Source organism: Micromonospora sagamiensis, assembly GCF_014680085.1.
Classification (GTDB): Bacteria; Actinomycetota; Actinomycetes; order Mycobacteriales; family Micromonosporaceae; genus Micromonospora; species Micromonospora inyonensis.
The window spans coordinates 795,733-821,438 of record NZ_AP023438.1 but is presented as its reverse complement, the minus strand read 5'-3'; the positions used below and the strand labels follow the sequence as shown (position 1 = coordinate 821,438).

General features: G+C 69.9%; 19 protein-coding genes and 1 pseudogene. 12 read left to right on the top strand and 8 right to left on the bottom strand.

Annotated elements, in window-relative coordinates:
* Positions 1-801 (top strand): tryptophan synthase subunit alpha, encoded by an 801-nt coding sequence (gene trpA, locus IGA62_RS03180; protein WP_145816343.1) that lies wholly within the window; start codon positions 1-3, stop codon positions 799-801.
* A gap of 95 nt (positions 802-896) precedes the next feature.
* On the opposite strand, the gene IGA62_RS03175 is transcribed toward trpA, so the two are convergent.
* Positions 897-1,454 (bottom strand): NUDIX hydrolase, encoded by a 558-nt coding sequence (locus tag IGA62_RS03175; protein WP_145816344.1) that lies wholly within the window; start codon positions 1,452-1,454, stop codon positions 897-899.
* Between the two features lie 102 nt (positions 1,455-1,556).
* Here IGA62_RS03175 and lgt point away from each other — a divergent pair, with 102 nt between their 5' ends.
* Both lgt and IGA62_RS03165 read left to right on the top strand, forming a co-directional pair.
* Positions 1,557-2,723, top strand: a complete 1,167-nt coding sequence (gene lgt / locus IGA62_RS03170; RefSeq protein ID WP_190289250.1) for a prolipoprotein diacylglyceryl transferase — start codon at positions 1,557-1,559, stop codon at positions 2,721-2,723.
* A 13-nt stretch (positions 2,724-2,736) separates the two neighbouring features.
* Positions 2,737-3,933 (top strand): FAD-dependent oxidoreductase, encoded by a 1,197-nt coding sequence (locus IGA62_RS03165; protein WP_145821835.1) that lies wholly within the window; start codon positions 2,737-2,739, stop codon positions 3,931-3,933.
* Positions 3,934-3,997: 64 nt separating this feature from the next.
* On the opposite strand, the gene IGA62_RS03160 is transcribed toward IGA62_RS03165, so the two are convergent.
* The gene (locus IGA62_RS03160) at positions 3,998-4,843 is read right to left on the bottom strand and encodes a GNAT family N-acetyltransferase (protein ID WP_232624864.1); all 846 of its coding nucleotides are present in this window, start codon (positions 4,841-4,843) and stop codon (positions 3,998-4,000) included.
* Between the two features lie 145 nt (positions 4,844-4,988).
* Here IGA62_RS03160 and gltB point away from each other — a divergent pair, with 145 nt between their 5' ends.
* From gltB to IGA62_RS03140, 4 genes are all read left to right on the top strand, one after another.
* Positions 4,989-9,680, top strand: coding sequence for a glutamate synthase large subunit (gltB, locus tag IGA62_RS03155; RefSeq protein ID WP_145816346.1), 4,692 nt, complete (start codon positions 4,989-4,991; stop codon positions 9,678-9,680).
* Entirely contained in the window at positions 9,673-11,160 is a 1,488-nt protein-coding gene (locus tag IGA62_RS03150; RefSeq protein WP_145816348.1) for a glutamate synthase subunit beta, read from the top strand. The genes gltB and IGA62_RS03150 overlap by 8 nt, the downstream gene beginning before the upstream one ends.
* 297 nt (positions 11,161-11,457) lie before the next feature.
* Positions 11,458-11,973: a hypothetical protein gene (locus IGA62_RS03145; RefSeq protein WP_145816350.1), complete on the top strand. Its 516-nt coding sequence runs from the start codon at positions 11,458-11,460 to the stop codon at positions 11,971-11,973.
* 144 nt (positions 11,974-12,117) lie between these two features.
* Complete coding sequence (locus tag IGA62_RS03140; protein WP_145816352.1) at positions 12,118-12,915, top strand: SGNH/GDSL hydrolase family protein; 798 nt, start codon at positions 12,118-12,120, stop codon at positions 12,913-12,915.
* Positions 12,916-12,993: 78 nt separating this feature from the next.
* On the opposite strand, the gene IGA62_RS03135 is transcribed toward IGA62_RS03140, so the two are convergent.
* Genes IGA62_RS03135 through IGA62_RS03125 form a run of 3 tightly spaced genes read right to left on the bottom strand, consistent with a single transcriptional unit; the run spans position 12,994 to position 14,386 of the window.
* Positions 12,994-13,428, bottom strand: a complete 435-nt coding sequence (locus IGA62_RS03135) for a hypothetical protein (protein WP_145816354.1) — start codon at positions 13,426-13,428, stop codon at positions 12,994-12,996.
* Positions 13,425-14,210, bottom strand: coding sequence for a hypothetical protein (locus IGA62_RS03130; RefSeq protein WP_145816356.1), 786 nt, complete (start codon positions 14,208-14,210; stop codon positions 13,425-13,427). Before IGA62_RS03130 ends, IGA62_RS03135 begins: the two co-directional genes overlap by 4 nt.
* Positions 14,207-14,386 carry a hypothetical protein gene (locus tag IGA62_RS03125; protein WP_145816358.1) on the bottom strand — a complete coding sequence of 60 codons (180 nt, stop codon included), beginning with the start codon at positions 14,384-14,386 and terminating at the stop codon, positions 14,207-14,209. Before IGA62_RS03125 ends, IGA62_RS03130 begins: the two co-directional genes overlap by 4 nt.
* A gap of 294 nt (positions 14,387-14,680) precedes the next feature.
* Here IGA62_RS03125 and IGA62_RS03120 point away from each other — a divergent pair, with 294 nt between their 5' ends.
* Positions 14,681-14,905, top strand: a complete 225-nt coding sequence (locus IGA62_RS03120) for a winged helix-turn-helix domain-containing protein (RefSeq protein WP_377464366.1) — start codon at positions 14,681-14,683, stop codon at positions 14,903-14,905.
* Positions 14,906-15,073: 168 nt separating this feature from the next.
* On the opposite strand, the gene IGA62_RS03115 is transcribed toward IGA62_RS03120, so the two are convergent.
* From IGA62_RS03115 to IGA62_RS03105, 3 genes and pseudogenes are all read right to left on the bottom strand, one after another.
* Positions 15,074-17,293, bottom strand: a complete 2,220-nt coding sequence (locus tag IGA62_RS03115) for a UvrD-helicase domain-containing protein (protein ID WP_145816361.1) — start codon at positions 17,291-17,293, stop codon at positions 15,074-15,076.
* A gap of 3 nt (positions 17,294-17,296) precedes the next feature.
* Positions 17,297-18,163 (bottom strand): hypothetical protein, encoded by an 867-nt coding sequence (locus IGA62_RS03110; RefSeq protein ID WP_145816363.1) that lies wholly within the window; start codon positions 18,161-18,163, stop codon positions 17,297-17,299.
* A gap of 213 nt (positions 18,164-18,376) precedes the next feature.
* Positions 18,377-18,460: pseudogene (locus tag IGA62_RS03105) on the bottom strand (IS5/IS1182 family transposase); the annotation flags it as partial.
* 170 nt (positions 18,461-18,630) lie between these two features.
* Here IGA62_RS03105 and IGA62_RS03100 point away from each other — a divergent pair.
* The 4 genes from IGA62_RS03100 to IGA62_RS03085 all read left to right on the top strand — a co-directional run bounded on the left by IGA62_RS03100 (position 18,631) and on the right by IGA62_RS03085 (position 25,682).
* On the top strand, positions 18,631-19,074 hold the full coding sequence (locus IGA62_RS03100) for a hypothetical protein (protein WP_145816365.1): 444 nt from the start codon (positions 18,631-18,633) through the stop codon (positions 19,072-19,074).
* Between the two features lie 106 nt (positions 19,075-19,180).
* The gene (locus IGA62_RS03095) at positions 19,181-22,672 is read left to right on the top strand and encodes a DEAD/DEAH box helicase family protein (RefSeq protein WP_145816367.1); all 3,492 of its coding nucleotides are present in this window, start codon (positions 19,181-19,183) and stop codon (positions 22,670-22,672) included.
* Positions 22,669-24,186: a restriction endonuclease subunit S gene (locus IGA62_RS03090; protein WP_145816369.1), complete on the top strand. Its 1,518-nt coding sequence runs from the start codon at positions 22,669-22,671 to the stop codon at positions 24,184-24,186. Before IGA62_RS03095 ends, IGA62_RS03090 begins: the two co-directional genes overlap by 4 nt.
* Positions 24,183-25,682 carry a class I SAM-dependent DNA methyltransferase gene (locus tag IGA62_RS03085; RefSeq protein WP_145816371.1) on the top strand — a complete coding sequence of 500 codons (1,500 nt, stop codon included), beginning with the start codon at positions 24,183-24,185 and terminating at the stop codon, positions 25,680-25,682. Before IGA62_RS03090 ends, IGA62_RS03085 begins: the two co-directional genes overlap by 4 nt.
* The last annotated feature ends 24 nt before the right edge of the window (positions 25,683-25,706 follow it).

Here is a 25,706-nt window from a genome sequence, read left to right as displayed (position 1 = left end):
ATGAGCCGGATCGGGGTCGCCTTCGACAAGGCGCGCGCGGAGGGCCGGGCCCTGCTGATCGGCTGCATGCCGGCCGGCTTCCCGACGGTCGAGGGGAGCATCGCGGCGATGACCGCGATGGTCGAGGCGGGCGTCGACGTCATCGAGGTGGAGATCCCGTACTCCGATCCGGTGATGGACGGGCCGGTGATCCAGAAGGCCAGCGACATCGCCCTCGCCGGAGGCGTGCGGACCGCGGACACGCTGCGGATCATCGAGGCCGTCGCGGCCACCGGCGCGCCGGTGGTGACGATGACCTACTGGAACCCGGTCGAGCAGTACGGCGTGGACGCCTTCGCCCGGGACCTCGCCGCCGCCGGCGGCACCGGTCTGATCACGCCGGACCTGATCCCGGACGAGGCCGACGAGTGGCTGGCCGCCTCCGACGCGCACGGCCTGGACCGCACGTTCCTGGTGTCGCCCTCCTCCACCGACGCGCGGCTGGCGATGACCGTCGGACACTGCCGGGGCTTCGTCTACGCCACCGCCGTCATGGGCGTGACCGGTGCCCGGGCGAAGACCTCCGAGGCCGCGCCGACCCTGGTCGCCCGGGTCCGTGCGGTCACCCCCGACCTGCCGGTCGGGGTCGGGCTCGGCGTGGGTACGGGCGCGCAGGCCGGCACCGTCGGCGGGTACGCCGACGGCGTGATCGTGGGCAGCGCGCTGATCCGCTGCCTGCTCGACGCCCCCGACCAGGCCACCGGTCTGGCCGCGCTGCGCACCCTCTCCGCCGAACTGGCCGAGGGCGTCCGGACCCGCTGACCGGTCCGCCGGCGCGGTGGTCAGCCGCCGGAGCGGTGGTGACCGGACGGTCCGGACGAGCCACCGGAGCCGGGACCGTCACGGGCGGCGGAGAGTCAGGCAACCTCCGCCGGGTCCACGATGTCGTCGACGGACGGTTCCACGGTGTCGCGGATGGCCGGTGTCGGCTCCCCCGGGCGGACCGTGGGCAGTCCGGGACCGGGGTGCGGTGCCACCTCGCGGAGCACACCGGAGCAGCCGGCCGTCGCGTCGGCCACGGCCCAGCGGGTGACCGGGGTGACCGGTTCCGGCAAGCCGCAGGGGTCGTGCCAGGACAACCGGCAGCCCCCGCCCGGTACGCCAGCCGGGGCGGTGCCCCGGACCCGGGCCCGGAGCACGTGCACCAGGACGTCCGGCCGTGGGCCGGCCCGCCCGGCCGGCGGCGCGACCGGCGCCGAGGGCAGGTGGTAGATGCCGACGAGGTCCACGACCTCGACGGTCAGGCCGGTCTCGGCGTGCACGTCGCGCACGATCGCCTGACCCGGGCTCTCGTCGGGGCGGGACCGGCCGCCCGGCAACGCCCACCGTGCCGACCGCCGGTCCTGCCGGCAGAGCAGCACCCGCCCGGCGTCGTCGGTGACGACCGCGGCGACCGCCCAGGTGAGCGACCTCATGGACAAACAGCCTACGGCCCCCCAAACCAGAAGTCATCCGCTGGCAGCGGGCACCGGACCGGGATGTCACCGACCCGGGAAACAGCGGTAGCGTGTGCACCCGTGACTCTCGCCTCGCTGACACCCCAGGCGGCCCTGCCCAGCCCCAGCACCGCCGTCTGGCAGCTCGGTCCGGTACCGATCCGGGCGTACGCGCTGTGCATCGTCGCCGGGATCGTGGTGGCCTGCCTGGTCACCGAGTACCGGCTGCGTCGCCGGGGGGTGGCCCCGGGCGCGGTGCTGGACATCGCGGTCTGGGCCGTACCGGCCGGCATCATCGGAGCGCGGATCTACCACGTGATCACGTCCCCGGGAAAGTACTTCGGCACCGGTGGCGACCCGCTGGCGGCCTTCGCCATCTGGGAGGGCGGCCTCGGCATCTGGGGCGCCGTCGCCGGTGGCGCGGTCGGCGCGTGGCTCGCCGCCCGCCAGCTCGGCATCCCGTTCGCCGTGGTGGCCGACGCCCTCGCCCCCGGGCTGCCGCTGGCCCAGGCGGTGGGCCGGTTCGGCAACTGGTTCAACAACGAGCTCTACGGTGGCCGGACCACCCTCCCCTGGGGGCTGGAGATCCACCGGATGGACCCGGACAACCCCGGTCGGGCACTGCGCGACGAGGCCGGTCAGCCGATCCTCGAACCGGGCCTCTACCACCCGACCTTCGCCTACGAGGCGCTCTGGAACGTGGGCGTCGCCCTGCTGGTCCTCGCCGTCGACCGCCGGTTCCGGCTGGGGCGGGGCCGGGCGTTCGCCCTCTACGTGATGGGTTACACCGCCGGCCGGTTCTGGATCGAGCTGATGCGGACCGACGAGGCCACCGAGATCCTCGGCGTCCGGCTCAACGTCTGGACCTCGGTGCTGGTCTTCCTCGGCGCGCTGGTCTACTTCCTGCGGGCCCGGGGCCCCCGCGAGTACCTGGTGCCGATCCCGGCCGACGCGCCGGCCGCGGTCACCGACGGCGGGGACGTCTCCCAGCGTGACCTGTCCCGCACCGAGACCAGCTCCGACCTGGCCGCCCCGCGCGGCTACCGGGTGGTCGGCGAGGAGCAGTTCCGGGCGTACCGGGAAACCGGCACGCTGCCCGACGGACCCGCCGGAACGGACGGCCCCGCGCCGGAGCCGGACGAGCCGGAGCCGGCCGGTCCGGAGCCGGAGCCGGCCGTCGGTCGCGGCGGTGTGGACAGCTCCCGGGACACCGACGCCGGCCCGCGTTCCACCGACCGCGACAGCTGAGGCGGACATGGCAGTGCGGACCGCCGTGGTGGTGGGCGCCGGCATCGGCGGCCTGGCGGTCGCCGGTGCGCTGGCCCGCTCCGGCTGGCAGGTCACCCTCCTGGAACAGGCCGACCGGGTACGCCCCGAGCCGACCGCCGTGGTGCTCTGGCCCAACGGTGTCCGGGCGCTGCGCGCGCTCGGCCTCGGTGCCGGCCTGGACGCGGTCGCCACCCCGCTGCCCGACGGGGGCATCCGTCGCCCCGACGGGCACTGGCTGGTGCAACCCCGACCCACCCCGTCGGAGCGGACACCGGTCGTGGTGCACCAGGAGGACCTGCACGACGCCCTCGTCGCCGGCCTCGGCGACCGGGTCGACCTGCGCACCGGGGTGACCGTGCGCACCGTGCGCACCGGTGGGAACGGGCGACCCTCGGTCGGTGACGGTCACCAGCAGCACGAGGCGGACCTGATCGTCGCTGCGGACGGCGTGGAGAGCGTGATCCGCCGCCAACTCGCCCCCGAGGCCAGGGTGGTCGCCTCCGGCAGCGCCACCTGGCGGGCGGTGATCCCGTGGTACCGCGCGCCCCGCGTCCCCGCCGACCAGCCGCTGGGCGGGGAGATCCTCGGGGCGGGCTACCGCTTCGTCTCCGCCTCGCTGGGGGACCGGGGCTCCGCCGGGGGGACCGCCCGGGGCGGCGTCTACTGGGTGGCCACCGCGGCCGGTGCGCCCCGTCCGGAACCGGCGGAGACGCAACTCGGCCTGCTCCGCCGCTGGTTCGCTGGCTGGCCCGCGCCGGTCGACGCGCTGCTCGCCGCCACCGAGCCCGCCGACCTGGTGCAGCAGGAGGTCCGCGAACTGCGTCCGCTGCCCCGCCAGTACGCCTTCCGGTCGGGTCCCGGCGGGGTGGTGCTGCTCGGCGACGCCGCGCACGCCATGCCGCCGCATCTCGGGCAGGGCGCCTGCCTGGCCTTCGAGGACGCGGCGACCCTCCAGTCCCTGCTCCGCGAGGCCCGGCTGCCCGACGCCGTCACCGGGTACGACCGGACCCGTCGGCCGCGCGTGGCCGCCGTGGTCCGGCAGACCCGCCGGATGTCGGCGGTGCTGCAGACCCGGGGGCGTCTGGCGCTCCGGGCCCGGGACGCCGCGCTCGGCCCGATCACCACCCGCCTGCTGGGCAGCGCCGCCTCGTCGGCCGCCCAGTGGCGTCCGCCCGCGTCGTCCGCCTGAGGCCAGCGACCGGCCAGCCCACCCGGAGCGGCGGCTGCCCAGCCCAGGCGGTACGGCGGCTGTCTCAGGGCAGCACGGGGGCAGGCTCGGCGATGCAGGCGGTGCCGACCCGGCGGAAACCGACCCGGACGTACACCCGGGCGATCTCCTCGCTGCCGGCGGAGAGGAAGACCAGGTCGGTGCCGGCGTCCCGCAGCGCACGGGCCAGGGTGGCGGTCACCGCCGCGCCGAGGCCCCGACCCCGGGCGACCGGCAGGGTGGCCACCCCGGCGATCTCGGCTACGTCGCCGACGCGCATCGCCATTCCGCAGGCCAGCACCCCCTCCTCGGGCGTACCGGCGAGGGCCGAGACGCGCCGCCCGTCGGCGGTGCGGGTGGTTTCCTCCTCGACCGCCGCGAGATCCAGTTCCTCGACGGCCGCATCCCGCTCGCGTGGGCCGGCGTCGCCCGCGCCGGTGCCGGGCGTGCTGAAACCGACCGCGGCCACCGCCCGCCGGATGGCCACCTGCGCGGCGAAGTCCGGCGCCGCCGGATCCAGCAGCCGGACCGGTACGTCGGTGAGCCCGGCCGGGTCCGGACACGCTGCCGGATCGAGGACCAGCAGCGGGGCCTCCAGCACGGCCAGTCCCGCCGACCGGGCCACGGCCAGCAGGCCCGGGGTCGTCTCGTGGACCCACTCGAAGGCCTCCGGCAGCCCCAGTTCGCGCTGCCGCGCCCGGACGTCGTCGATGTCGGCGACCGACGGTGTTCGGGTGGCGTCGAGCCGGGGTCGCGCGTAAAACGGCCATCCGGCACCCTCCCGGACGAAAAGCACCAGCGCACCGATGGACTCGGCACGGGCGGCGTCCCGGGGCACGGCGTCGTAGAAGCGTTCCAACCGGTCGAACAACCCAACGGGTACGTGATCCACCGCGCGAGACTACATGTCCCAGATGTTGGAAGTGTGATCAATCCTTACTGGTCTTGCGGGTCGCGCCCTAACGTAGACTCAATAGACCCTTGAGGGCCGACGTCGTCCCGACCGTGTCACCACCTGAGCGACGACAGGAGGCCCGGTGGCCTTTCCGTACCCTCCCCACCCCCAGTCCGCCCCGTCCGCCGGCCCGCGCCCGCACGCCGGTGCGGCTCCCGCCCAGGGCCTCTACGACCCGGCGAACGAGCACGACGCCTGCGGTGTGGCCTTCGTGGCGGACCTGTACGGGCGACGCTCCCACGAGGTCGTCGCGAACGGCCTCGGCGCGCTGTGCCGGCTCGACCACCGGGGCGCCCGGGGCGCGGAACCGAACACCGGTGACGGCGCGGGCATCATGATCCAGGTGCCGGACGCGTTCCTCCGCGCCGTGGTGGACTTCCCGCTCCCACCCGCCGGCCAGTACGCCACCGGTCTGGTCTTCCTCCCCGACGACGACGCGGGCGAAGCCCGCGCCCGCCGGGTGCTGGAGAAGTACGCCCTGGTCGAGGGGGCCGAGGTGCTCGGCTGGCGGGACGTGCCGGTCGACCCGAGCGACCTCGGCGAGACCGCCCTGGCCGCGATGCCCCGGGTCCGGCAGCTCTTCCTCGCCGCGAACCGGCTCACCGACTCGCCGGACGGTCCCGCCGGCTCCCCGCTGACCGGTCTCGACCTGGACCGGGTGGCGTTCTGCGTCCGCAAGCAGACCGAGCGGGAGACCGCCGAGCGGGGTGTGCCCGCGTACTTCCCGTCGCTGTCCGGGCGCACCATGGTCTACAAGGGGATGCTCACTCCCGACCAGCTCCCGGCGTACTACCCGGACCTGCGGGACAGTCGGGTGACCAGCGCGATCGCCCTGGTGCACTCCCGGTTCTCCACCAACACGTTCCCGTCCTGGCCGCTGGCGCACCCGTACCGGTTCATCGCCCACAACGGCGAGATCAACACGATCCGGGGCAACCGGAACTGGATGCAGGCCCGCGAGGCGCTGCTGCGGACGGTGAAGCTGCCGGGCAACATCCGCCGGCTGTTCCCGATCTGCACCCCGGCCGCCTCCGACTCGGCGAACTTCGACGAGGTGCTGGAACTGCTGCACCTGGCCGGGCGGAGCCTGCCGCACGCGGTGCTGATGATGATCCCCGAGGCGTGGGAGAACGACCCGGACATGCGCGCCGACAAGCGCGCCTTCTACCGGTTCCACGCCAGCCTGATGGAGCCGTGGGACGGGCCGGCCTCGGTGGCCTTCACCGACGGCTCGGTCGTCGGGGCGGTGCTGGACCGCAACGGCCTGCGTCCGGGCCGCTGGTGGCGCACCGCCGACGGCCTCGTGGTGCTCGGCAGCGAGGCGGGCGTGCTCGACCTCGACCCGGCCCGGGTGATCGCCAAGGGGCGGCTCCAGCCGGGGAGGATGTTCCTGGTCGACACCGTCGCCGGCCGGATCGTGCAGGACGACGAGATCAAGGCCGAGCTGGCCGCCGCCCAGCCGTACGGCGACTGGCTGCACGCCGGGCTGATCGAGCTGGACGAGCTGCCCGCCCGCGAGCACACCGTCTACACCCACGACTCGGTGCGCCGCCGGCAGCAGACCTTCGGCTACACCGAGGAGGAGCTGAAGATCCTCCTCGCGCCGATGGCCCGCAGCGGCGCGGAGCCGATCGGCTCGATGGGCACCGACACCCCGATCTCCCCGCTCTCCACCCGGCCGCGGCTGCTCTACGACTACTTCCACCAGCTCTTCGCGCAGGTCACCAACCCCCCGCTGGACGCCATCCGGGAGGAGCTGGTCACCAGCCTCCAGACCACCATCGGCCCGGAGGGCAACCTGCTCGACCCGGGGCCGGCGAGCTGCCGGCAGATCGTGCTGCCGTACCCGGTGATCGACAACGACGAGCTGGCCAAGCTCCTCTCCGTCGACGACGACGGGGACCTGCCCGGCTTCAAGGCGGTCCGGGTCTCCGGCCTGTACCGGCTCCGCGAGGGCGGGGCGGGCATCAAGGCCCGGCTGACCGAGATCTGCCGGCACGTCTCCGAGGCGATCGAGGACGGCGTGCGCATCCTGGTCCTCTCCGACCGGGACTCCAACGCCGACCTGGCCCCGATCCCGTCGCTGCTGCTCACCGCCGCTGTGCACCAGCACCTCGTCCGGGAGCAGACCCGCACCCAGGTCGCGCTGGTGGTGGAGTCCGGCGACTGCCGGGAGGTGCACCACGCGGCCGTGCTGATCGGGTACGGCGCGGCGGCGGTCAACCCGTACCTCGCCTTCGAGTCCGTCGAGGACATGATCGCCACCGGGGCGCTGCCCGGCGTGGCGCCCGCCAAGGCGGTCCGCAACTACGTCAAGGCGCTCGGCAAGGGCGTCCTGAAGATCATGTCGAAGATGGGCATCTCCACCGTCTCGTCGTACTGCGGCGCGCAGGTCTTCGAGGCCGTCGGGCTGGACACCCAACTCGTCGAGCGGTACTTCCGGGGCACCCCGAGCACGATCAGCGGCATCGGGCTGGACGGCATCCACACCGAGGTCGCCGCCCGGCACGCCCTGGCCTGGCCCGCCCCGGGCACCCCCGCCTCGCCCCGGCTGGAGGTGGGCGGCGAGTACCAGTGGCGGCGCGAGGGCGAGCTGCACCTGTTCAACCCGGAGACGGTCTTCCTGCTCCAGCACGCCACCCGCAGCCGGCAGTACGACATCTTCCGCGAGTACACCAGCAAGGTCGACGCGCTCGCCGCGCGGGCCGGGTCCCTGCGCGGCCTGTTCACGTTGCGCACCGGCGTACGGCCCCCGGTGCCGATCGAGGAGGTCGAGCCGGCCAGCGAGATCGTCAAGCGCTTCGCCACCGGGGCGATGTCGTACGGCTCGATCTCGGCGGAGGCGCACGAGACCCTGGCCGTGGCGATGAACCGCCTCGGCGGCAAGTCCAACACCGGCGAGGGCGGCGAGGACTCCGACCGCCTCTACGACCCGGTACGCCGCTCGGCGGTCAAGCAGATCGCCAGTGGCCGGTTCGGGGTGACCAGCGAATACCTGGTCAACGCGGACGACCTTCAGATCAAGATGGCGCAGGGCGCGAAGCCCGGCGAGGGCGGGCAGCTCCCCGGCAACAAGGTCTGGCCGTGGATCGCCCGGACCCGGCACGCCACCCCGGGCGTCGGCCTGATCTCCCCGCCGCCGCACCACGACATCTACTCGATCGAGGACCTCGCCCAGCTCGTGCACGACCTGAAGTGCGTCAACCCGGCCGCTCGGGTGCACGTCAAGCTGGTCAGCGAGGTCGGCGTGGGCACCGTCGCGGCCGGCGTCGCCAAGCTCAAGGCCGACGTCATCCTGATCTCCGGCCACGACGGCGGGACGGGCGCGTCCCCGCTGAACTCGCTCAAGCACGCCGGCACCCCCTGGGAGCTGGGCCTGGCCGAGGCGCAGCAGACGCTGCTGATCAACAAGCTCCGTGACCGGGTCACGGTGCAGGTCGACGGGCAGCTCAAGACCGGTCGGGACGTGCTCGTCGCGGCGCTGCTCGGCGCGGAGGAGTTCGGCTTCGCCACCGCACCGCTGATCGTCGCCGGTTGCGTGATGATGCGCGTCTGTCACCTGGACACCTGTCCGGTCGGCATCGCCACCCAGAACCCGGTGCTGCGCGAGCGCTTCACCGGCAGCCCGGAGTTCGTGGAGAACTTCTTCCTCTTCCTCGCCGAGGAGGTCCGGGGCTACCTGGCCGAGCTGGGGCTGCGCAGCATCGAGGAGGCGATCGGGCAGGTCGAGCTGCTCGACGTCGCCCCGGCGGTGGAGCACTGGAAGGCCAAGGGGCTCGACCTGGCCCGCGTCCTGCACCTGCCGGAGCTGCCCGCCGGCGCCGCCCGGCGTGGCGTCCGCGCCCAGGACCACGGCCTGGAGCACGCCCTGGACAACGAGCTGATCCGGCTGGCCGGGCCGGCCCTGCGTGACGGCACGCCGGTCCGGGTCGAGGTGGCGGTGCGCAACGAGCACCGCAGCGTCGGCGCGATGCTCGGCGGTGAGGTGACCCGCCGGCACGGCGGCACCGGTCTGCCCGACGACACCATCGAGTTCGTGCTGCGCGGCACGGCCGGCCAGTCGTTCGGCGCGTTCCTGCCGTACGGGGTGACCCTGCGGCTGCACGGCGACGCCAACGACTACGTCGGCAAGGGTCTCTCCGGGGGGCGGATCGTCGTCACCCCGGACCGGGCCGCCCCGTTCGTGTCCGCCCAGGCCGCGCCCGGCGACCGCGCCGAGGACCAGATCATCGCCGGCAACACCATCCTGTACGGCGCCACCGCCGGTGAGGTCTTCCTGCGCGGCCGGGTGGGAGAGCGGTTCGCGGTCCGCAACTCCGGCGCGACGGCGGTCGTCGAGGGTGTCGGCGACCACGGCTGCGAGTACATGACCGGCGGCACGGTGGTCGTTCTCGGACCGACCGGTCGCAACTTCGCCGCCGGCATGTCCGGTGGTCTCGCCTTCGTGCACGATCTGGACCGCCGTCGGGTCAACACCGAACTGGTGGATCTCGCGCCGCTGCGCGACGAGGAGCGTGAGCTGCTGCACGACCTGGTCCGCCGGCACGTCGCCGAGACCGGGTCGACGGTCGCCGAGGATCTGCTCAAGCGGTGGCCGGAGGCGGTGGAGGAGTTCACCGCGGTGGTCCCCCGGGACTACCGCCGGGTGCTGGACATCATGCGGGCCGCCGAAGCCGCCGGCCGCGACGTCGACGATGCGGTGATGACCGCGCTGTCCGCGCCGGCCGCGCCGGCCCACCGGACGGTGGCGGCCCAGGAGGTGGCTCGTGCCTGACCCGAACGGTTTCCTGCGCTATCCCCGGCGGTTGCCGGAGCGCCGCCCGGTGCCGGTGCGGATCAGCGACTGGCGGGAGGTGTACCCGCCCGCCGGGGAGGGCCTCGTGCGCGAGCAGGCCACCCGGTGCATGGACTGCGGCGTCCCGTTCTGCCACGACGGCTGTCCCCTGGGCAACCGCATCCCGGACTGGAACGACCTGGTCCGGACCGGGGACTGGGCGGCGGCGGTGGGGTCGTTGCACGCCACCAACAACTTCCCCGAGTTCACCGGTCGGCTCTGCCCCGCGCCCTGCGAGGCGGCCTGCGTGCTCGGCATCGGCGACGACCCGGTGACCATCAAGCAGGTCGAGGTGGAGATCGCCAACGCCGCCTTCGACCAGGGCCTGGTCGTCCCCGCGCCGGTCGCACCGCCGACCGGCCGGCGGGTCGCGGTGGTCGGCTCCGGCCCGGCCGGCCTGGCCGCCGCGCAGCAGCTGGTCCGCGCCGGTCACGCGGTCACCGTGTACGAACGGGACGACGCGATCGGCGGCCTGCTCCGGTACGGCATCCCCGACTTCAAGCTGGAGAAGGAGCACATCGACCGGCGGCTGGTCCAGCTCACCGCCGAGGGGGTGGAGTTCCGCACCGGCGTGAACGTCGGCGTGGACGTCACCGCCGAGCAGCTCCGCGCCGGGTACGACGCGGTGCTGCTGGCCTGCGGTGCGCTCGCCGGCCGGGACACCCCGCAGACCCCGGGCCGTGGGCTGCGCGGCGTCCACCAGGCGATGGAACACCTGGTCGCGGCCAACCGCGCGGTCGCCGAGGCGGGGGACGGGCCGGTCGGCTCGACCCCGATCGACGCGGCCGGGAAGCACGTGGTGATCATCGGTGGTGGGGACACCGCGGCGGACTGCCTCGGGGTGGCGCACCGGCAGGGCGCGCTCGGCGTCCACCAGCTCGACCTGTACCCGGAGCCGCCGCACACCCGCGACGCCGCCCGCGACCCGTGGCCGACCTGGCCGTGGCTGCTGCGCAGCTACCCGGCCCACGAGGAGGGCGGCCAGCGGGTCTTCGCCGTCGCCGTGCAGGAGTTCGTCGACGACGGCACCGGCGGCGTCCGGGCGGTCCGGATCGCCGAGGTGACCGTCACCAAGCGCGACGGCCAGCGGATCGTCACGCCGGTGCCCGGCTCGGAGCGGGAACTGCCGGCCGACCTGGTGCTGCTGGCGATCGGCTTCGAGGGCACCGAGGAGCAGCCGCTGCTCGCCCAGTTCGGGGTGACCCGCAACACCCGGGGCGCGGTCGACGCCCGCCCCGACTGGCAGACCGACGCCGACGGGGTCTTCGTCGCCGGTGACATGCACCGGGGCGCGTCCCTGATCGTCTGGGCGATCGCCGAGGGCCGGGCCGCCGCCGCCGCGATCCACGCCCACCTCGGCGGCGCGGGGACGCTCCCCGCGCCGGTGACCGCCTCCACGCGGCCGCTCGCCGCGCGCTGACCCCGCCACGGGTACGGCCGGCCGCACCACCCGGTGCCGCCGGCCGTACCCGTCCCTGCCCCGGACCGGCCCCGTCCTGCCGCCGGCCGCGTCCGTCCCTGCGGGCGGGCGTGTCGCGCGCCGGACCGGGACGTGCGCACCGGCCACTGTGGAGCTGCCCCGTCCGTGCGCCCGCCAGCGGTGCGGCGCCGACGACCGGCCGGGGCAGCCCCGCGTCGGCGACCACCGCCTCGGCCTCCCCGGGACGTCCGCGCTTGCCACGCTGGGCGACATGCTCCGGTGTGCACGGACGGCCACGTGGGGGATGTCGGATGCGGGAGTCCACGGCTCAGGAACAGCAGCAGCAGCCCACCCCGGGGCGCGACCGCCTCCCCGCCGGGGGCCGCCTTCCTGCGCTGGATCTCCAGCGACGACCTGCTCGACCGGCCGCGCTGCGTCCCCGGCGGTGACCAGGTCGGCGAACGGGTCAGCCTCGCCTACGACGCCACGACGATGGTGGTCCGCGCGGTGGAGAGCCTGGCCACCCGTCTGCACCACGACGACAGTCCACGGTGGCGGCCCGAGGCGGTCAACCCGGTCGGCGTGCACGCCGAGGTGCTCCGCCAGATCGACGGGGACGGCTACCGGGGAATCTCCGGGCTGCTCCGGGTGGACGTCGACAGCGGTGTGCCCGAGCAGAAGCGGCTGGCGATGATGCGGGTGGAGCGGGTGCCCGACGTGACCGCCGAGCCGGTCGAGGTCTTCCACTGCGGGGTGGCCGACACGTGGCAGCAGGACCCGCCCTGCGCGGCGTCCCGCCCAGCCGTCCGCTGACCCGCCTCCCGCCCATCCGTGGAGGTGCTCACGCACTTCCATGCATCGGGATGTTTCGATAGCATTACCGCCTGGTAACCGCCCCGGACCCTGGCCACGCGCGCGGCTGAAGGTTCCACCACCTCGTCATGTGGAGGACCGTCCATGCCCCACCGCCCGCTGGCCCGTGCCGTCACCGCGTTGGCCGCGCTGGTCGCCACCACCCTCGCCGTCCTGCTCGTCCCCGGTGCCGCCCAGGCCGCCGCCATCCACTACGTCGCCCTCGGCGACTCCTACTCCTCCGGAGTCGGCGCCGGTTCGTACGACCCCAACACCTGCCTGCGCAGCTCCAAGTCGTACACGACGCTCTGGGCGCAGCAGCACGCCGTGGCCAGCTACAAGTTCCCGGCCTGCGGCGGCGCGAAGACCGACGACGTGCTGAACGAGCAGATCGGCTCGTTGGACGCGACCACCACCCTGGTCACCATCACCATCGGCGGCAACGACGCCGGCTTCTCCAGCATCCTGGAGAACTGCCGGTTCGGCAGCGAGTCGGACTGCACCAACCGGGTGAACGAGGCGAAGACGTTCGCCACCACGGTGCTGCCCGGCCGGCTCGACGCCACCTACGCGGCGATCCGTAGCCGCGCCCCGAACGCCCGGCTGATCGTGCTCGGCTACCCGCGTCTGTTCGAGACCGGATCGTGCGGCCTGCTCGGGATGAGCACCTCCAAGCGGATCATCCTCAACGAAGCCGCCGACCTGCTCGCCTCGGTGACCGCCGGTCGGGCGGCGGCGGCCGGTGCCACCTTCTCCGACACCCGCTCCTACTTCGCCGGGCACGGCGTCTGCGCCAGCACCCCGTGGATCAAGGACGTCACCGGCCTGATCGAGGCGTACCACCCGAACGCCGACGGCTACCGCTACGGCTACCTGCCCGCCCTGAACGCCGTCACCGGCTGACCTCCTGGGACCTTCCTGTCACCACCACCTGTGGCCCGGCGGCCGACCACCCCCCCCGGTCGGCCGCCGGGCCACCCCCTACGCACCCGTCCCGGCCGCTCCCTCGGCGCTCTGCCAGGCAGCGGTGAGCAGGTCGTCCAGGTCGGCCGGGGGTAGGCCCTCGTCCTCGAGGAGGCCGAGCAGGAGAAGGATCCGGGCGGTCAGGGTGGCCGCCTCCTCCGGCGGGGGAGAACCCTCACCGAGGGCCGCCCGCAGCACCGCCTCGGCCAGCGTCGGGTCCACGTCCAGGCCGGTGGCGTCGTACCGCTCCCGGGCCGAGGCGACGAAGCGGATCAGCGGGGCCCGGTCCTGCTCTGGCGGGAACCGCCGCCGCGCCGCCACCAGCAGCGCCCCGGCCAGCAGATCCGCCCAACGCTGCCACTCGGGCTCGGCGAAACCGCGCACCTGCCGCTCGTGGCGGTCCAGCCGGCCACGCAGCAGGCTGCGCAGCGCCGTCTCCGGGTCCTTCGTCATCGTCGTCCCTCCTGGTCCGGCCCGAGGCGGGTCGCCCGCCCCCGGGAGACGTCGTTCGTGGGTCGCCCGGCCCCGGGGCGTCGTTCGCGGGCCATCCGCCCCCGGTCGATGCCCTCGCGGCGGTGCCGGTCGCGCACCAGGCGCACCGCCGCGCGTACCCCGGTGGCGATCTGGTCGGGCGAAGCCGCCGGCCGCGCGGGACGGCTGCCCGGCGCGGGCGCGGGCGTGCCGGCCAGCCGGGCGACGTGCCGGTCGGCGGCCCGCGCGCCGATCGCGAGTCGGGCCGCGACCAGGTCCAACCGGGCGACCGCCGTCGCGCAGCGCCGGGCCGCGACCAGCGCGTCCACCCCTGCCGTACGACGCAGCAGGTCCTCGGCGGCGCTGACCCGCCGCCGCATCCGGGCGGCGAGCGCGGCGACCCGTTCGGCGTCGGCGCGGGCCACCCGCAGCCCGGCCAAAATGTTGCTCGCCGGGCTGGCGACCCGGTCGGACTGGCTGATCGTGCCGGTCGTCCCGCCCGGCGTGGCGGTGCGCGCCTCGGCGAGCCGGGCGTACAGCAGCGCCAGCGTCCGCCAGCACTCGGTCAGGGTCTCCGGCCAGGGCAGGCTGGCCGCCGAGTAGTGCACGAAGCGGGTCCGCGCGGCGCGCTGCTCGTCGCACGGGCCGGGCCGCCCGCACTCCCGGCAGATCCCGGTGTACGTCACCGTCCGGTGCCCGACGACGGTGCGGCGCGCGTCGTTGAGCTGCTGGCGGGCGTACGTGGTGAAGCGCCCCCGGTTCACGGCCGGGTGCCGTTCGGGTGGCCCTTGACCAGCAGGGCGAACCGGACCTCGGGGCAGGGGTAGTCCTCGCCGCAGCCGCACACCAGCCGGACGACCCGGCGGGCGGGATGGGCGAAGAGGATGTCGTCGGCGTCCTCGGTGTCCTGCGCGGACGCGAAATCGGAGAGGTGCTGCACGGGCGTGTCTCCCGTCTGGGTCGGTCGTCGCTCCTTGCCGTCGTGCCGTCGTGCCGTCGTGCCGTTGTGCTCCGCGACGGGCCGGGCGTGGGCAGGCTCCGCCGCACGCCCGGCCGACCAGGGGGAGCGGCCGACCGGGCGCGTACTGCGGTGGGGAAGTGACCGCCTCCGGGTTTGCAGACCTGGGAGCCGGTCGAGCCGAGCTTTACACAACTAGTCACCTAAAGCAAGAACAACAACACGTTACTTGTCACGTGAAGTGCCTCGTGATCAAATGGCGGTGCAGACCTGGGAGTGCAGATGCCCGTCAAACCCAAGTGGGAGCAGCTCGCGGACCACATCCGTGGGCGTATCGAGTCAGGAGAGCTGGCGCCCGGCGACAAGTTGCCGTCGACGGCGCAGCTCAAGGAGCAGCATGGCGTGTCCGCGACCGTCGTCCGTCAGGCGATCCTGGTCCTCCAGACGCAGGGTTGGGTGCAGGGCGTCCATGGCCTCGGAGTGTTCGTCGCCGAGCGGTAGCTGACTGGCCCGCCCGGATTCCGGCCGGGCCTTCTGTGAACTCCGTGAATCTCGAGACAGCCGAGGTCCGTGCTCCTGACGGCTCTATCTGCGCAAAGTGATGGCGTCTGTCAGCCAGCGACACCATCACCTTGCGGATATGTAGCCAATCAAGCCCGCTGAACGAAGCTACCGAATCTCCTGTAATGCTCCGGCACGGATGGCGGTTTCCAATACATCAGGCAAGGCCCCGTTCGCCTTGTTGACATGGATCTCCACGTGATTGCTAGCGCGCGAGATCGCCAAGTAGAGCTGGGAAAGCAAATGCCTCGTCTGAGGCCACCTCGCGTGGCGCCGCATGCGCGGCAGACCGGCCACGATCACCGTTTCGAACTGTAGCCCAGCCACGTACTCGGCCGGAGCCACAACAACAGTACGTTTCTCGTACTGCAGGCTGGCAAGGTCGTCCCGGCTGCCCAGCACGTTTACCCGTCCTACGTCTGAGTCGAACGCCGCCTCATAGAGATCCAAGGCGTCCTTGTCGACGAGAACGACAGCCACTCGGCCACCGTCCGGCCGATTGGTCCATGCGCGAGCCGCACGAAGCGCGTTTCGAGCCTCCTCGTGTACATCAGCATGCCGGTGCAACATTGGAGCCTTCGCTGACGGGGATTTGGCACGCACCTGTTCTAGATCGAGTTCCCAGTCGTCGCCGAGGTCGAGCTGCGGCCAACTCTTGTTGATGTGCCGCAACAGAGCTAGAACCTCCTGCCCAAATCGGTGCACCCGGGTGAGAGAATGCTGCTCTACATCGCCCATGATCGCGCTAGCGCGCCCAGGCTCGTCACGGATGATGGAGCGACCGGCGACGCCGGTGTAAACGATCTCCGCCGACTGGCGGGGGTCGAGCGCCATAAACATCTTTGGATAGGTCTTCGGATCCTTCGTTAGGTGATGGAGGGCGCGCCGTTCCTGCTCATTGAATAAATGTAGTTCGTCAACGAAGATAAGATCATATCCATCGGTCCGGCGCTGGTACTGCCAGCTACTCTTCTCGAGATCCTTGACGAAGTCGTTGATGATTTGATCCGAGCTGATCAGGTTATCGGCGCGCAGACTGTCCACATAGTAACCATAAACAGTAAGAATAAAGTCTTTTTCGGCGTCTGCCTCTAGTGACATCATCCAGGATGCACGCTTGAGTTCCCGATACTCCTGAATTGCATCGTGCGCGCCGGGCACGATGCCCTCTGGGCCGAGAACACAGGCGAATTCGTTCAGCACCTCCCAGGCAAACAATCGAAAGTCGTCGCCGTCCGGATCGCTTTCGACGGTGTGCGCGAAGTCGGGTCTCACGCGGCTGCGATAGGCAGGCCAGTCGGTCAAAACCGCTTGGCTCAGCAGCGACTTGACGCGGGCTAGCTGCTCCTGCTTGCCTTCGTGGCTGTCCTCGCCGAGTGGCTCGAGTCCTGCCGGCAACATCGTGTTGAATAATAGGCTTCCGGCGCTGAAGAGAGGGAACACGTCGATGTCCTGGGCCGCGTTTCCTTCGTCCATGGTGCGCAAAAGCTGATCAATTTGGGTCTGCATTGCCCAGCTGTGCGTCAGGAACAAGATCCGGAGGCGCTTCCCTTGGCGGTGTGCCTCAATCACCTCGCGGATGGCTTTGAGGAGAAGGCAGAGTGTCTTTCCCGTCCCGGCAGGGCCGCGCAGCTTGACTGGCGGCGTGCGCTCGAGGAACCGCCGCTGGTCCTCGCTAAGGTGAGGTAGCCATTCCGTGTACGTGCGGCCGCGAGAAGTGGCGTCGAACGTGGCGCTTAGCGCAACCATCGGTGGCACCAGACTAGTGTCGCGCGGCGTATCCGTGAATCTTGTACGGGCTTCGTGCAGAGCCTCTTCCCAAAAGAGGACTGCGTCGTCGTATCGAGAGTAGTCAGGCCGGAAATCTTGCAGCGTGATGATGTGATTCGGCGGGGAGAGCCGCCAGAACAACACATCAGCCGAGCCGTTTGGCCTGTTCTCGGCCGTCCATCGGCTCATCCGGTCCGTCTTGGTGCGGCGGCTCCCAAAGAACGAAAACAGGTTCTTGTGGTGGAAGGCGTACCAGTCGCGAGGTAGGGACACCGGTGGGGCAGCTGCTACAATCGCGGCGCGGTGAACCCGCTCTAGTATTGATTTCTTCATCCAGCGGCTGTTGGCGACACCAAAGGGTTCCTGGTCCAGAATTACAATGCGTCGAGTCGCCCGTTCGTCAGACTCGTGGATAAAGAAAACGGTGTCACCGAGTTCGACGCGCTCTACCTGCCATTCTGCGCATTCGTCGCCAGACATGCTGCTAAACCAACTGGTCTCGGCCGCCACAAGGCAGGCTTGCAGAGATGCGATGCTGAAGACGTAGTCGGTGGTCAACTCTTACTCCGGTTTCGGCTCGGGCGCTAGACGGGATTCAAAGATCAGGTTACGTGCCGCTTCGTACTCTTCAGGAAGCCCGATCGCCGCAAAAACGTCTGCCATTTGCTGCGTCAGACGGTACACGTACGGTGCGCGCAGCCGTGAGGTACGACTGGCGACAACGCTTCGGCCGTCCTTGTGGTAGTACGAGGTGGAAATTTGGCGTAGATGTGTTTCGCGGATCAGTCGAAGATATGCGACGTATCCTCCGGTGTTCTCCTGGTCTAGGGAACTGATAAAGAAGACATCGCCAGGCAGGTTTTTGAGTCGATCACGTACATCGCTCAACAGTACTTCATCTGCCGATCTCCTTTTGGAGGATTGGTATATAGACGTTAATGCCGCGAACTGTTCGTTGTAGTTTGAGGACTCCTGTACCCGACCGCATACGCCAACCTCATGTACCATTGCTGCGAGAGCCTCTGCATCCTTTGGTTTTACGCCTCCGAGGTGAGTGTCGAGGTCGCGCAGGCCTCCATCCACGGTGGCGAGTACCTCGATAGCGCTTAAGGAAAGCCCTGGCCTAATGCCCAGGTCTTCTTCGAGCCGGGCGATCATCTCCGACATTTGTCGAAGGGTGCGTTTCCGGCGGTCGCCCGCGATTCTGGGGATGATTCGCCATGCGAGGTAGTCGCGCAGCGGCATGATCGGCACATACGACAGAATGCCGCCGTGTTTATTGTTGGCGATGTCGCAGTCCGCAGTGACGATTACCCCCGCCTTTTGCCAAACGTCATCCGTTGGAGCGTTGCGGAATATAAATATGTCGCCTTGACGGATGGGGGCGCCGTCGACGACGGGGCCACATTCCATGAACGCCTCGTCCATCGCGCCATCATTGTGCCATAGATGTTGCCGTGTCAATCCCTGTCATCCAATCGGACAATTGGCCCATATTGTTGCGATCCTGGGTTCGCTGAAGTGGTTCAAGATGACCTTGTAGTTCAGCGAGGTGGACTTAAGGCGGGGCCGGTCGTAAGTTGCTAACTCCCAGGCTGCTTGCGTGCACGTTGTCAGCCCGCAGCATCAGGGCAGCCCGCACTGCGTTCGGTGGTTGCGGATCAGGTCCGCGAGGCGGTTGAGGGTGCGGTTGGACAGGGGAATCGCGGCAGGGTAAGACAACACAGCGAGGCTCCCGGTGGGGGCATCGGGTTTTGGTCGAGTGCTGTCTAACCGGGAGCCTCGCCCTATGTCGATCCCCGCCCTGCCCCACCACCCGTGACCAGCCCTGTCACGATGAAATGGCTCAATGGGTGGAGCGATCGAATTGACCGACCGATTCGCGGAGCGCGGGGATGGGGAGTGACGTGTCGGGTGCGTGGGGCGGTCGGGCGGGGAGTTGGACGGGTTCCGGATCGGGTACGTGCCGGGCCGGTGTCGGTGACCTGGTCACGGAATTCGCCACCGAGTGGGACGACGTACGGTTCGCGTCGCGGATGTGGGAGCGGGAGACCGTCGACGGCGCTCGAGTCGATATGCGGGTGCACGTCCTGCGTGGTGACCGCCTCGCCAGCCTGGCCAACCTGCGGGACTTCCTCGCCGAATACCACGAGCGCGATAGCAGCACCCCGGCACTGATCGAATCCCGCATCGGCACCGCACCCGGCATGATCGGCGCGACCGAGGCGTTCTGGCTGGTCGCGCCGGGGATCGGGGTCAACGTCATCGTCGCGCCCGAGGCCGTCGACCTACCGGGTCTCGCCGCCGTGGCGGGCAGCATCGTGCCGGTGGAAGCCTGAAAGTCATGGACGACTCACAGATCTGTCCCCCGAACGGGGGACAGCGGAATCCGAAACCGACTCTCTATCCTGTCCTGTTCATCGTGCACAGTGGACGTGGAGAGTCGTGGATCCTCGGCAGGTACGGCGTCTGGCGGAACAGTCCGCCAACTTCGGGTTCTTGGCGGATCATCCGCTGCTGGTCTGGTACGGCGCGGGTGCTGAACTGCTCGTGTACGTTGACGCCCAGTCGGCGATGTTCAAGGCGCGGACCTTCGGTGACGTGCTCGCCCGCGACCTGGTCCGCCGAACAGGGGCGAAGCCCGAGCGCGACAGCTTCTACCACCAGGTGGAGGCGCTGTACGCCGAGGGCACCCTCACGTCGAGCGTGCACGCGGCCTTCGACCGGCTCCGGGACACCGGAAACCAGGCCGTGCACGATCACCTTGGCGAGGTGCGGCACGCGCTGGAGCTGCTGCGTACCTGCTTCGAGTTGGGGCTGTGGTTCCACCGCGCGCTGACCGGTGACCGTACCCCGATCGGTTTCGTGCCGCCGGTGCCGCCGGCCCGGCAGGTGCCGGCGAGCGTCGCGGAGGGCCTCCAGGCGGAGATCGACCGCTACAAGCGGGAACTGGCCGAGACGAAGCTGTTGCTGGAAGGCGCGTCGTCGCTGACCCAGGCGCACGCCGAGGCGACCATGGCCGCGGATCGGGCGGTCCAGGAGGCACAGGCCCGCCGGGGCCGGGCGGCGGAGTTGGTCGCGAGCCTGGAGCCGGCCGCCGAGCTGGCGAAGCGCGAGTTCGACGACAAGCCGGCGGCGAGGGTGTCGGCCGTCAAGCGGGAGGAGTTCATCACCCGGGCCCGCCGGGCGTCCCGGGAGCCGTTGAACGAGGCGCAGACCCGCGTGGAGATCGACCGGCAGCTCGGCGACGCCGGCTGGGTCGTCCAGGACGAACGGGACATCAACCTGTTCGCCGGCTCGGGCGTCGCCGTGCGCGAGGTAACCCTGGCGACCGGCCGGGCCGACTACCTGTTGTACGTCGACCAGCGGCTGGTCGGCGTGATCGAGGCGAAACGCGAGGGCACCGGGCCGCGCGGGGTGGAGGCGCAGCTCGACCGGTACCGCAACGGGCTGACCGCCGACCAGCGGCTCAACGCCTGGCGGCGGGACGAGCCGTTGCCGTTCGCGTACGTCGCCACCGGCACCGAAACCACCTTCCTCAACGGGCTGGACCCGTACCCCCGTACCCGTGAGGTCTTCGCCGTCCACCAGCCGGAAACCCTCGCCCGGTGGATGCGGGAGGCGGAGGCCGACCCGGCGGCACCGACCCTGCGCGCCCGGCTGCGGCAGTTGCCGGAGCTGGACCGGCTCGGCCTGCGTCCCGCGCAGATCGAGGCTGTAGAGGGCCTGGAGAAGTCGCTCGCCGAGGATTTGCCGCGCGCTCTCGTCCAGATGGCCACTGGCGCGGGGAAGACCTTCGCCGCCGTTACCCTCAGCTACCGGCTGCTGCGGTACGCCCGCGCGGGCCGGATCCTCTTCCTGGTCGACCGGAACAACCTGGGCAAGCAGACGCTGCGGGAGTACGCGGGCTACCAGGCCCCGGACGACGGGCGGAAGTTCACCGAGCTGTTCAACGTCGACCGGCTCACCGCGGCCGGCATTCGGGACTCCTCCAACGTGGTGATCTCCACCATTCAACGCCTCTACGGCGCGTTGCGTGGAGTCGAGCTGCCCGACGCCGACCTGGACGATGCCGCCTACGACAGTTACGAGCGGGACGATCCGGCCGAGGTGGGCTACCACCCGGGCATCCCACCGGAGACGTTCGACGTGATCATTGTCGACGAGTGTCACCGCTCGATCTACGGCAAGTGGCGGGCGGTGATCGAATACTTCGACGCCTTCGTGGTCGGGCTGACCGCCACCCCGGTCAAGCAGACCCTCGGCTTCTTCCAACAGAACCTGGTCTCCGAGTACACCTACGAACAGGCGGTCGCCGACGGGGTCAACGTCCAGTTCGAGGTGTACCGGATCAAGACAGCGATCACCGAGGGTGGGGAGAAGATCGAGGCGGGCACCGTCGTACCGCTGCGCGACCGCCGCACCCGCGCCGAGCGCTACGAGGAACTGGAGGACGACTTCACCTACGGCGGTAACCAGGTGGGCCGGTCGGTGATCTCCGAGGGGCAGCTCAAGCTGGTGCTGGAGACCTTCCGTGACCGGCTCTTCACCGAGATCTTCCCCGGTCGGGACACCGTGCCGAAGACGCTGATCTTCGCCTGCGACGACAACCACGCCGAGGACATCGTGCAGATGGTCCGGTTGGTCTTCGGCCGGGGCAACGACTTCGCCCGCAAGATCACCTATTCGTCTCGCCGCGACGGGCACGACCCGGAAACCCTGATCCAGGCGCTCCGCAACAGTCCCGAGCTGCGGATCGCGGTGACGGTCGACATGATCGCCACCGGCACCGACGTGAAGCCGCTGGAGTGCCTGCTCTTCCTGCGGCCGGTGCGCACCGCCACGTACTTCGAGCAGATGAAGGGACGCGGCGCACGGACCATCGACCCCGCCGACTTCCAGGCCGTCACCCCCGACGCGCAGATCAAGGAGCGGTTCGTCATCGTGGACGCGGTCGGTGTGACCGAAGCCGACCTGGACGAGGCGGTGCCGCTGAACCGGCACACCGAACAGCAGGTCTCCCTGCGTGACCTGCTGCGCAAGGCCGGCACGCTGACCGCCGACGCCAACGAGGTGGCCACCCTCGCCGCCCGGCTCGCGCGGCTCAACCAGCAGTTGACCGACGCTGAGCGGCAGGAGCTGGCCGAGCTGGGCGGGCAGCCGCTGACCGGGATCGTGCGCGGCCTGGTCGACGCCATCGCCCCGGAACAGCTCAACCCGGCAAAGGCGGCCGGGCCTGCGGCCGTACGCGACCTGCTCGCCGCCGCGCTGCGCCCGCTGGCGGCCAACCCGCCGCTGCGCGACCGCATTCTGGAGATCCGCCGCTCGCACGACATCACCTACGACGAGGTGAACCAGGACCGGTTGATCTCGGCGGCCGGCGTGCCGGCGGCGGAACGCGCCACGGTCACCCGGCGCACCTGGCGCGAATACATGGAGGAACACCGCGACGAGATCGCCGCGTTCCAGGTCTTCTTCGAGGGAAAGGGCCGCATCGGCTACGACCAGCTCAGGGAGCTGGCCGCCCGGATCGCCCGACCGCCGCAGGCGTGGACCCCCGACTCGTTGTGGCAGGCGTACGTCCAACTCGGACAGGCCGCAGCCGAGCCCGGTCCGCGCGGGGTGACCGACCTGGTTTCCCTCGTGCGCTACGAGTTGGGCCTTGACCAGGAACTACGTCCGTACCGGAGCCAAGTTGAGGAGCGCTTCCGTAACTGGTTGGTCAGACAGGAACAGGCCGGTGCTACCTTCACCGCCGACCAGGTGTGGTGGCTGGAGAGGATCAAGGACGTGATAGCGGTCAGCGTGGAGATCACACCGGACGACCTGGACGGCGCGCCGTTCACCGAGCGCGGCGGCGTCGACGGGTACATCCACACCTTCGGCAACCGCGCCGAACCCCTCCTCACCGAACTCAACCAGGAGCTTTCCGCGTGACCGATCTGCCCAGCGGCTGGGAATACACGACCCTTGGGGAAATTGCTGATACGGCGCTGGGAAAGATGCTTGACCGAGCCAAGAGTTCGGGTCGGCACCTGCGTCCATATCTCCGTAACGTTAACGTGCAGTGGGGTCGCATCGACCAGTCCGATGTCCTGACTATGGATATCCCGCCGGAGCAAGAGGATCGCTTCCGTCTGGTGGATGGTGATCTACTGGTCTGCGAAGGCGGTGAGATCGGACGCAGTGCGGTATGGCGTGGCGGTGATAGCTACATGGCCTATCAGAAGGCTCTTCATCGGGTTCGCCCTCGAGGTGGCATTGAATCCCTGTACCTGCGTTATTACCTGGAGTACTTGAGCCTTCGCGGTGGGCTTCTGGAATGGGCTACCGGAAGCACAATAAAGCACCTGCCTCAGGAGCAACTCAGGCAGATTCCCGTTGCAATTCCGCCACTCGCCGAGCAGGGCAGGATTGTGGCAGTGCTTGAAGGTCAGCTCTCCTGTCTGGAGGCTGCCGATGGTAGCCTGAGCGCGATTAAGCTTAAGCTTGATTCCTGGCTGCGCTTGCAGGAAGATCGCGCAGTGATGGGGTTGACGAGTGTGGACTGCGAAGAGCTGAATGAGTTGGGGTCGGAACTTCACGCTATTCTCGAACTCCGGCAAGAGCGAGTCTCTAAGCGACGCAGGGAGCCTGTTGGTCCTGTGGAGGAGGTGCCGAATCTACCTGTCGGATGGGTCACGGCTTCGGTTGATCAGGTCTGTTGGAATATTGAATATGGAACATCGGCGAAGGCGGGCCCGAAGCTTTCTGGATCTGATATTCCGGTCTTTAGGATGGGTAACATCAAGAATGGTAAGATTGTAACCGATTTCCTGAAGTACCTGCCCGATTCTCATCCTGATCTGCGCTTGTTGATGTTGGACGAGGGGGATGTGCTGTTCAATCGAACGAACAGCTTTGAGTTGGTCGGTAAGTCTGCTCCCTACTGGGCTGGTCTAGGTCCTGCGACCTTCGCCTCATATCTGATTAGGTGTCGACTTGTTCCTGGCGTGGAATCGGCCTGGCTCTCTCTGGTCATCAATAGTCGCATTGGTAGGGCGTATGTGCGTTCCGTGGCGAGTCAGCAGGTGGGTCAGGCCAATGTGAATGGCAGTAAGCTCGCCGCGCTCCCTGTGCCCCTGCCGCCCCTCGTGGTTCAGCGGAAGCTACTTTCCCTGCTAGCTGAGGCTCGAGAGCAAGCAGATCGGCTACGCCAGGCCGCAGTGGACAGCGAAAGGAGAAGGAATCAACTCAAGAATGCGCTGCTCTCTGAGGCGTTTGCGGGGCGGTTGGTGCCGCAGGACCCTAAGGACGAGCCGGCGTCGGAGTTGTTGGCGCGGATCAGGGCTGAGCGGGCGGTAAACGTACCGAAGCAGCGCGCCCGTTCCCGGCGTACCTCGAAAGACCTGCCGGCACCACCGACCAGGGTGACCGGCGACGACTACCAGCAGGAGACCTTGCCGCTGTGAGCACTCTGGATTCCCGCCAACTGGTGCAGAAGCTCTGGAACTACTGTGATGTGCTCCGCGACGACGGCGTGTCGACCATCGACTACGTCGAGCAGTTGACCTTCCTGCTCTTTCTCAAGATGGCCGACGAGCGGGCTGACCGGAAGATGCGCCCGGAGCAGATCGTGCCGAGCGAGCTGGGCTGGCAGACCCTGCTCGACGCCGAGGGGCCTGCCCTGGAGACGCAGTACAAGCGGATCCTCACCGAGCTGGGCAGGCAGGGCGGCACCCTCGGCACGATCTTCCGCAAGGCGCAGAACAGGATCCAGGACCCGGCGAAGCTCAAGCGGCTGATCGTCGACCTGATCGGCAAGGAGAACTGGTCGCAGGCCGGGGTCGACGTCAAGGGCGACGCCTACGAGGAACTGCTCGCCAAGGGCGCGGAGGACGCGAAGTCCGGCGCGGGGCAGTACTTCACCCCGCGTGCGCTGACCACCGCGATGGTCGACTGCATGCTGCCCACCCCGGACGACACGATCACCGACCCGGCCTGCGGCACGGGCGGCTTCCTGCTCGCCGCGTTCGACCACATCCAGCGCCACCACGGCAGCACGCTCACCCGCGACCAGCGGCAGAAGCTCGCGCACGGCGCGATCACCGGCACCGAACTGGTCGAGGGGACAGCCCGGCTGGCGGCGATGAACATGCTGCTGCACGGCATCGGTACGCCCGGCGGTGAGTCGCTGATCGCGGTCGAGAACGCGCTCGGCCGGGAGCCCAGCCGCCGCTACAGCCTGGTGCTGGCGAATCCGCCGTTCGGCCGTAGCTCCTCGATCCGGATGGTCGGCCAGGACGGGCGGGCCGCCGACCGGGGCGACGGCGCGATCGAGCGTCCGGACTTCTGGACGACCACCGCCAACAAGCAGCTCAACTTCGTCCAGCACATCGCCTCACTGCTGGAGATCGACGGCCGGGCGGCGGTCGTCCTGCCGGACAACGTGCTCTTCGAGGGCGGCGCGGGGGAGACCATCCGGCGCCGGCTGCTCAAGCAGTACGACCTGCACACCATGCTGCGCCTGCCCACCGGCATCTTCTACGCGGGTGGGGTCAAGGCCAACGTGCTCTTCTTCGAGCGCAAGCGTGCCCGCGAGGAGCCCTGGACCACCAAACTCTGGGTGTACGACTTCCGCACCAACGAGCACTTTACGCTCAAGCAGAACCCGTTGCGTCGGGAACACCTTGACGACTTCGTGGCCTGCTACCTGCCTGGCAAGGACCGCGCCGAGCGGGTCGAGACCGAGCGTTTCAAGGCGTTCACGTACGACGAACTGATCGTCCGGGACAAGGTGAACCTCGACATCACCTGGCTCAAGGACGCCTCCCTGGAGGACGCCGACGCGCTGCTCCCGCCCGAGGTGATCGCCCAGGAGATCGTGGAGGACCTGCAAGCCGCCCTCCGCGAGTTCACCGCCATCGCCGAAGCTTTGGCGGCTCGCTCGTCGGAGACGGACGGCTGAGCGGCGAAGGGCCGAGGAGAGCGC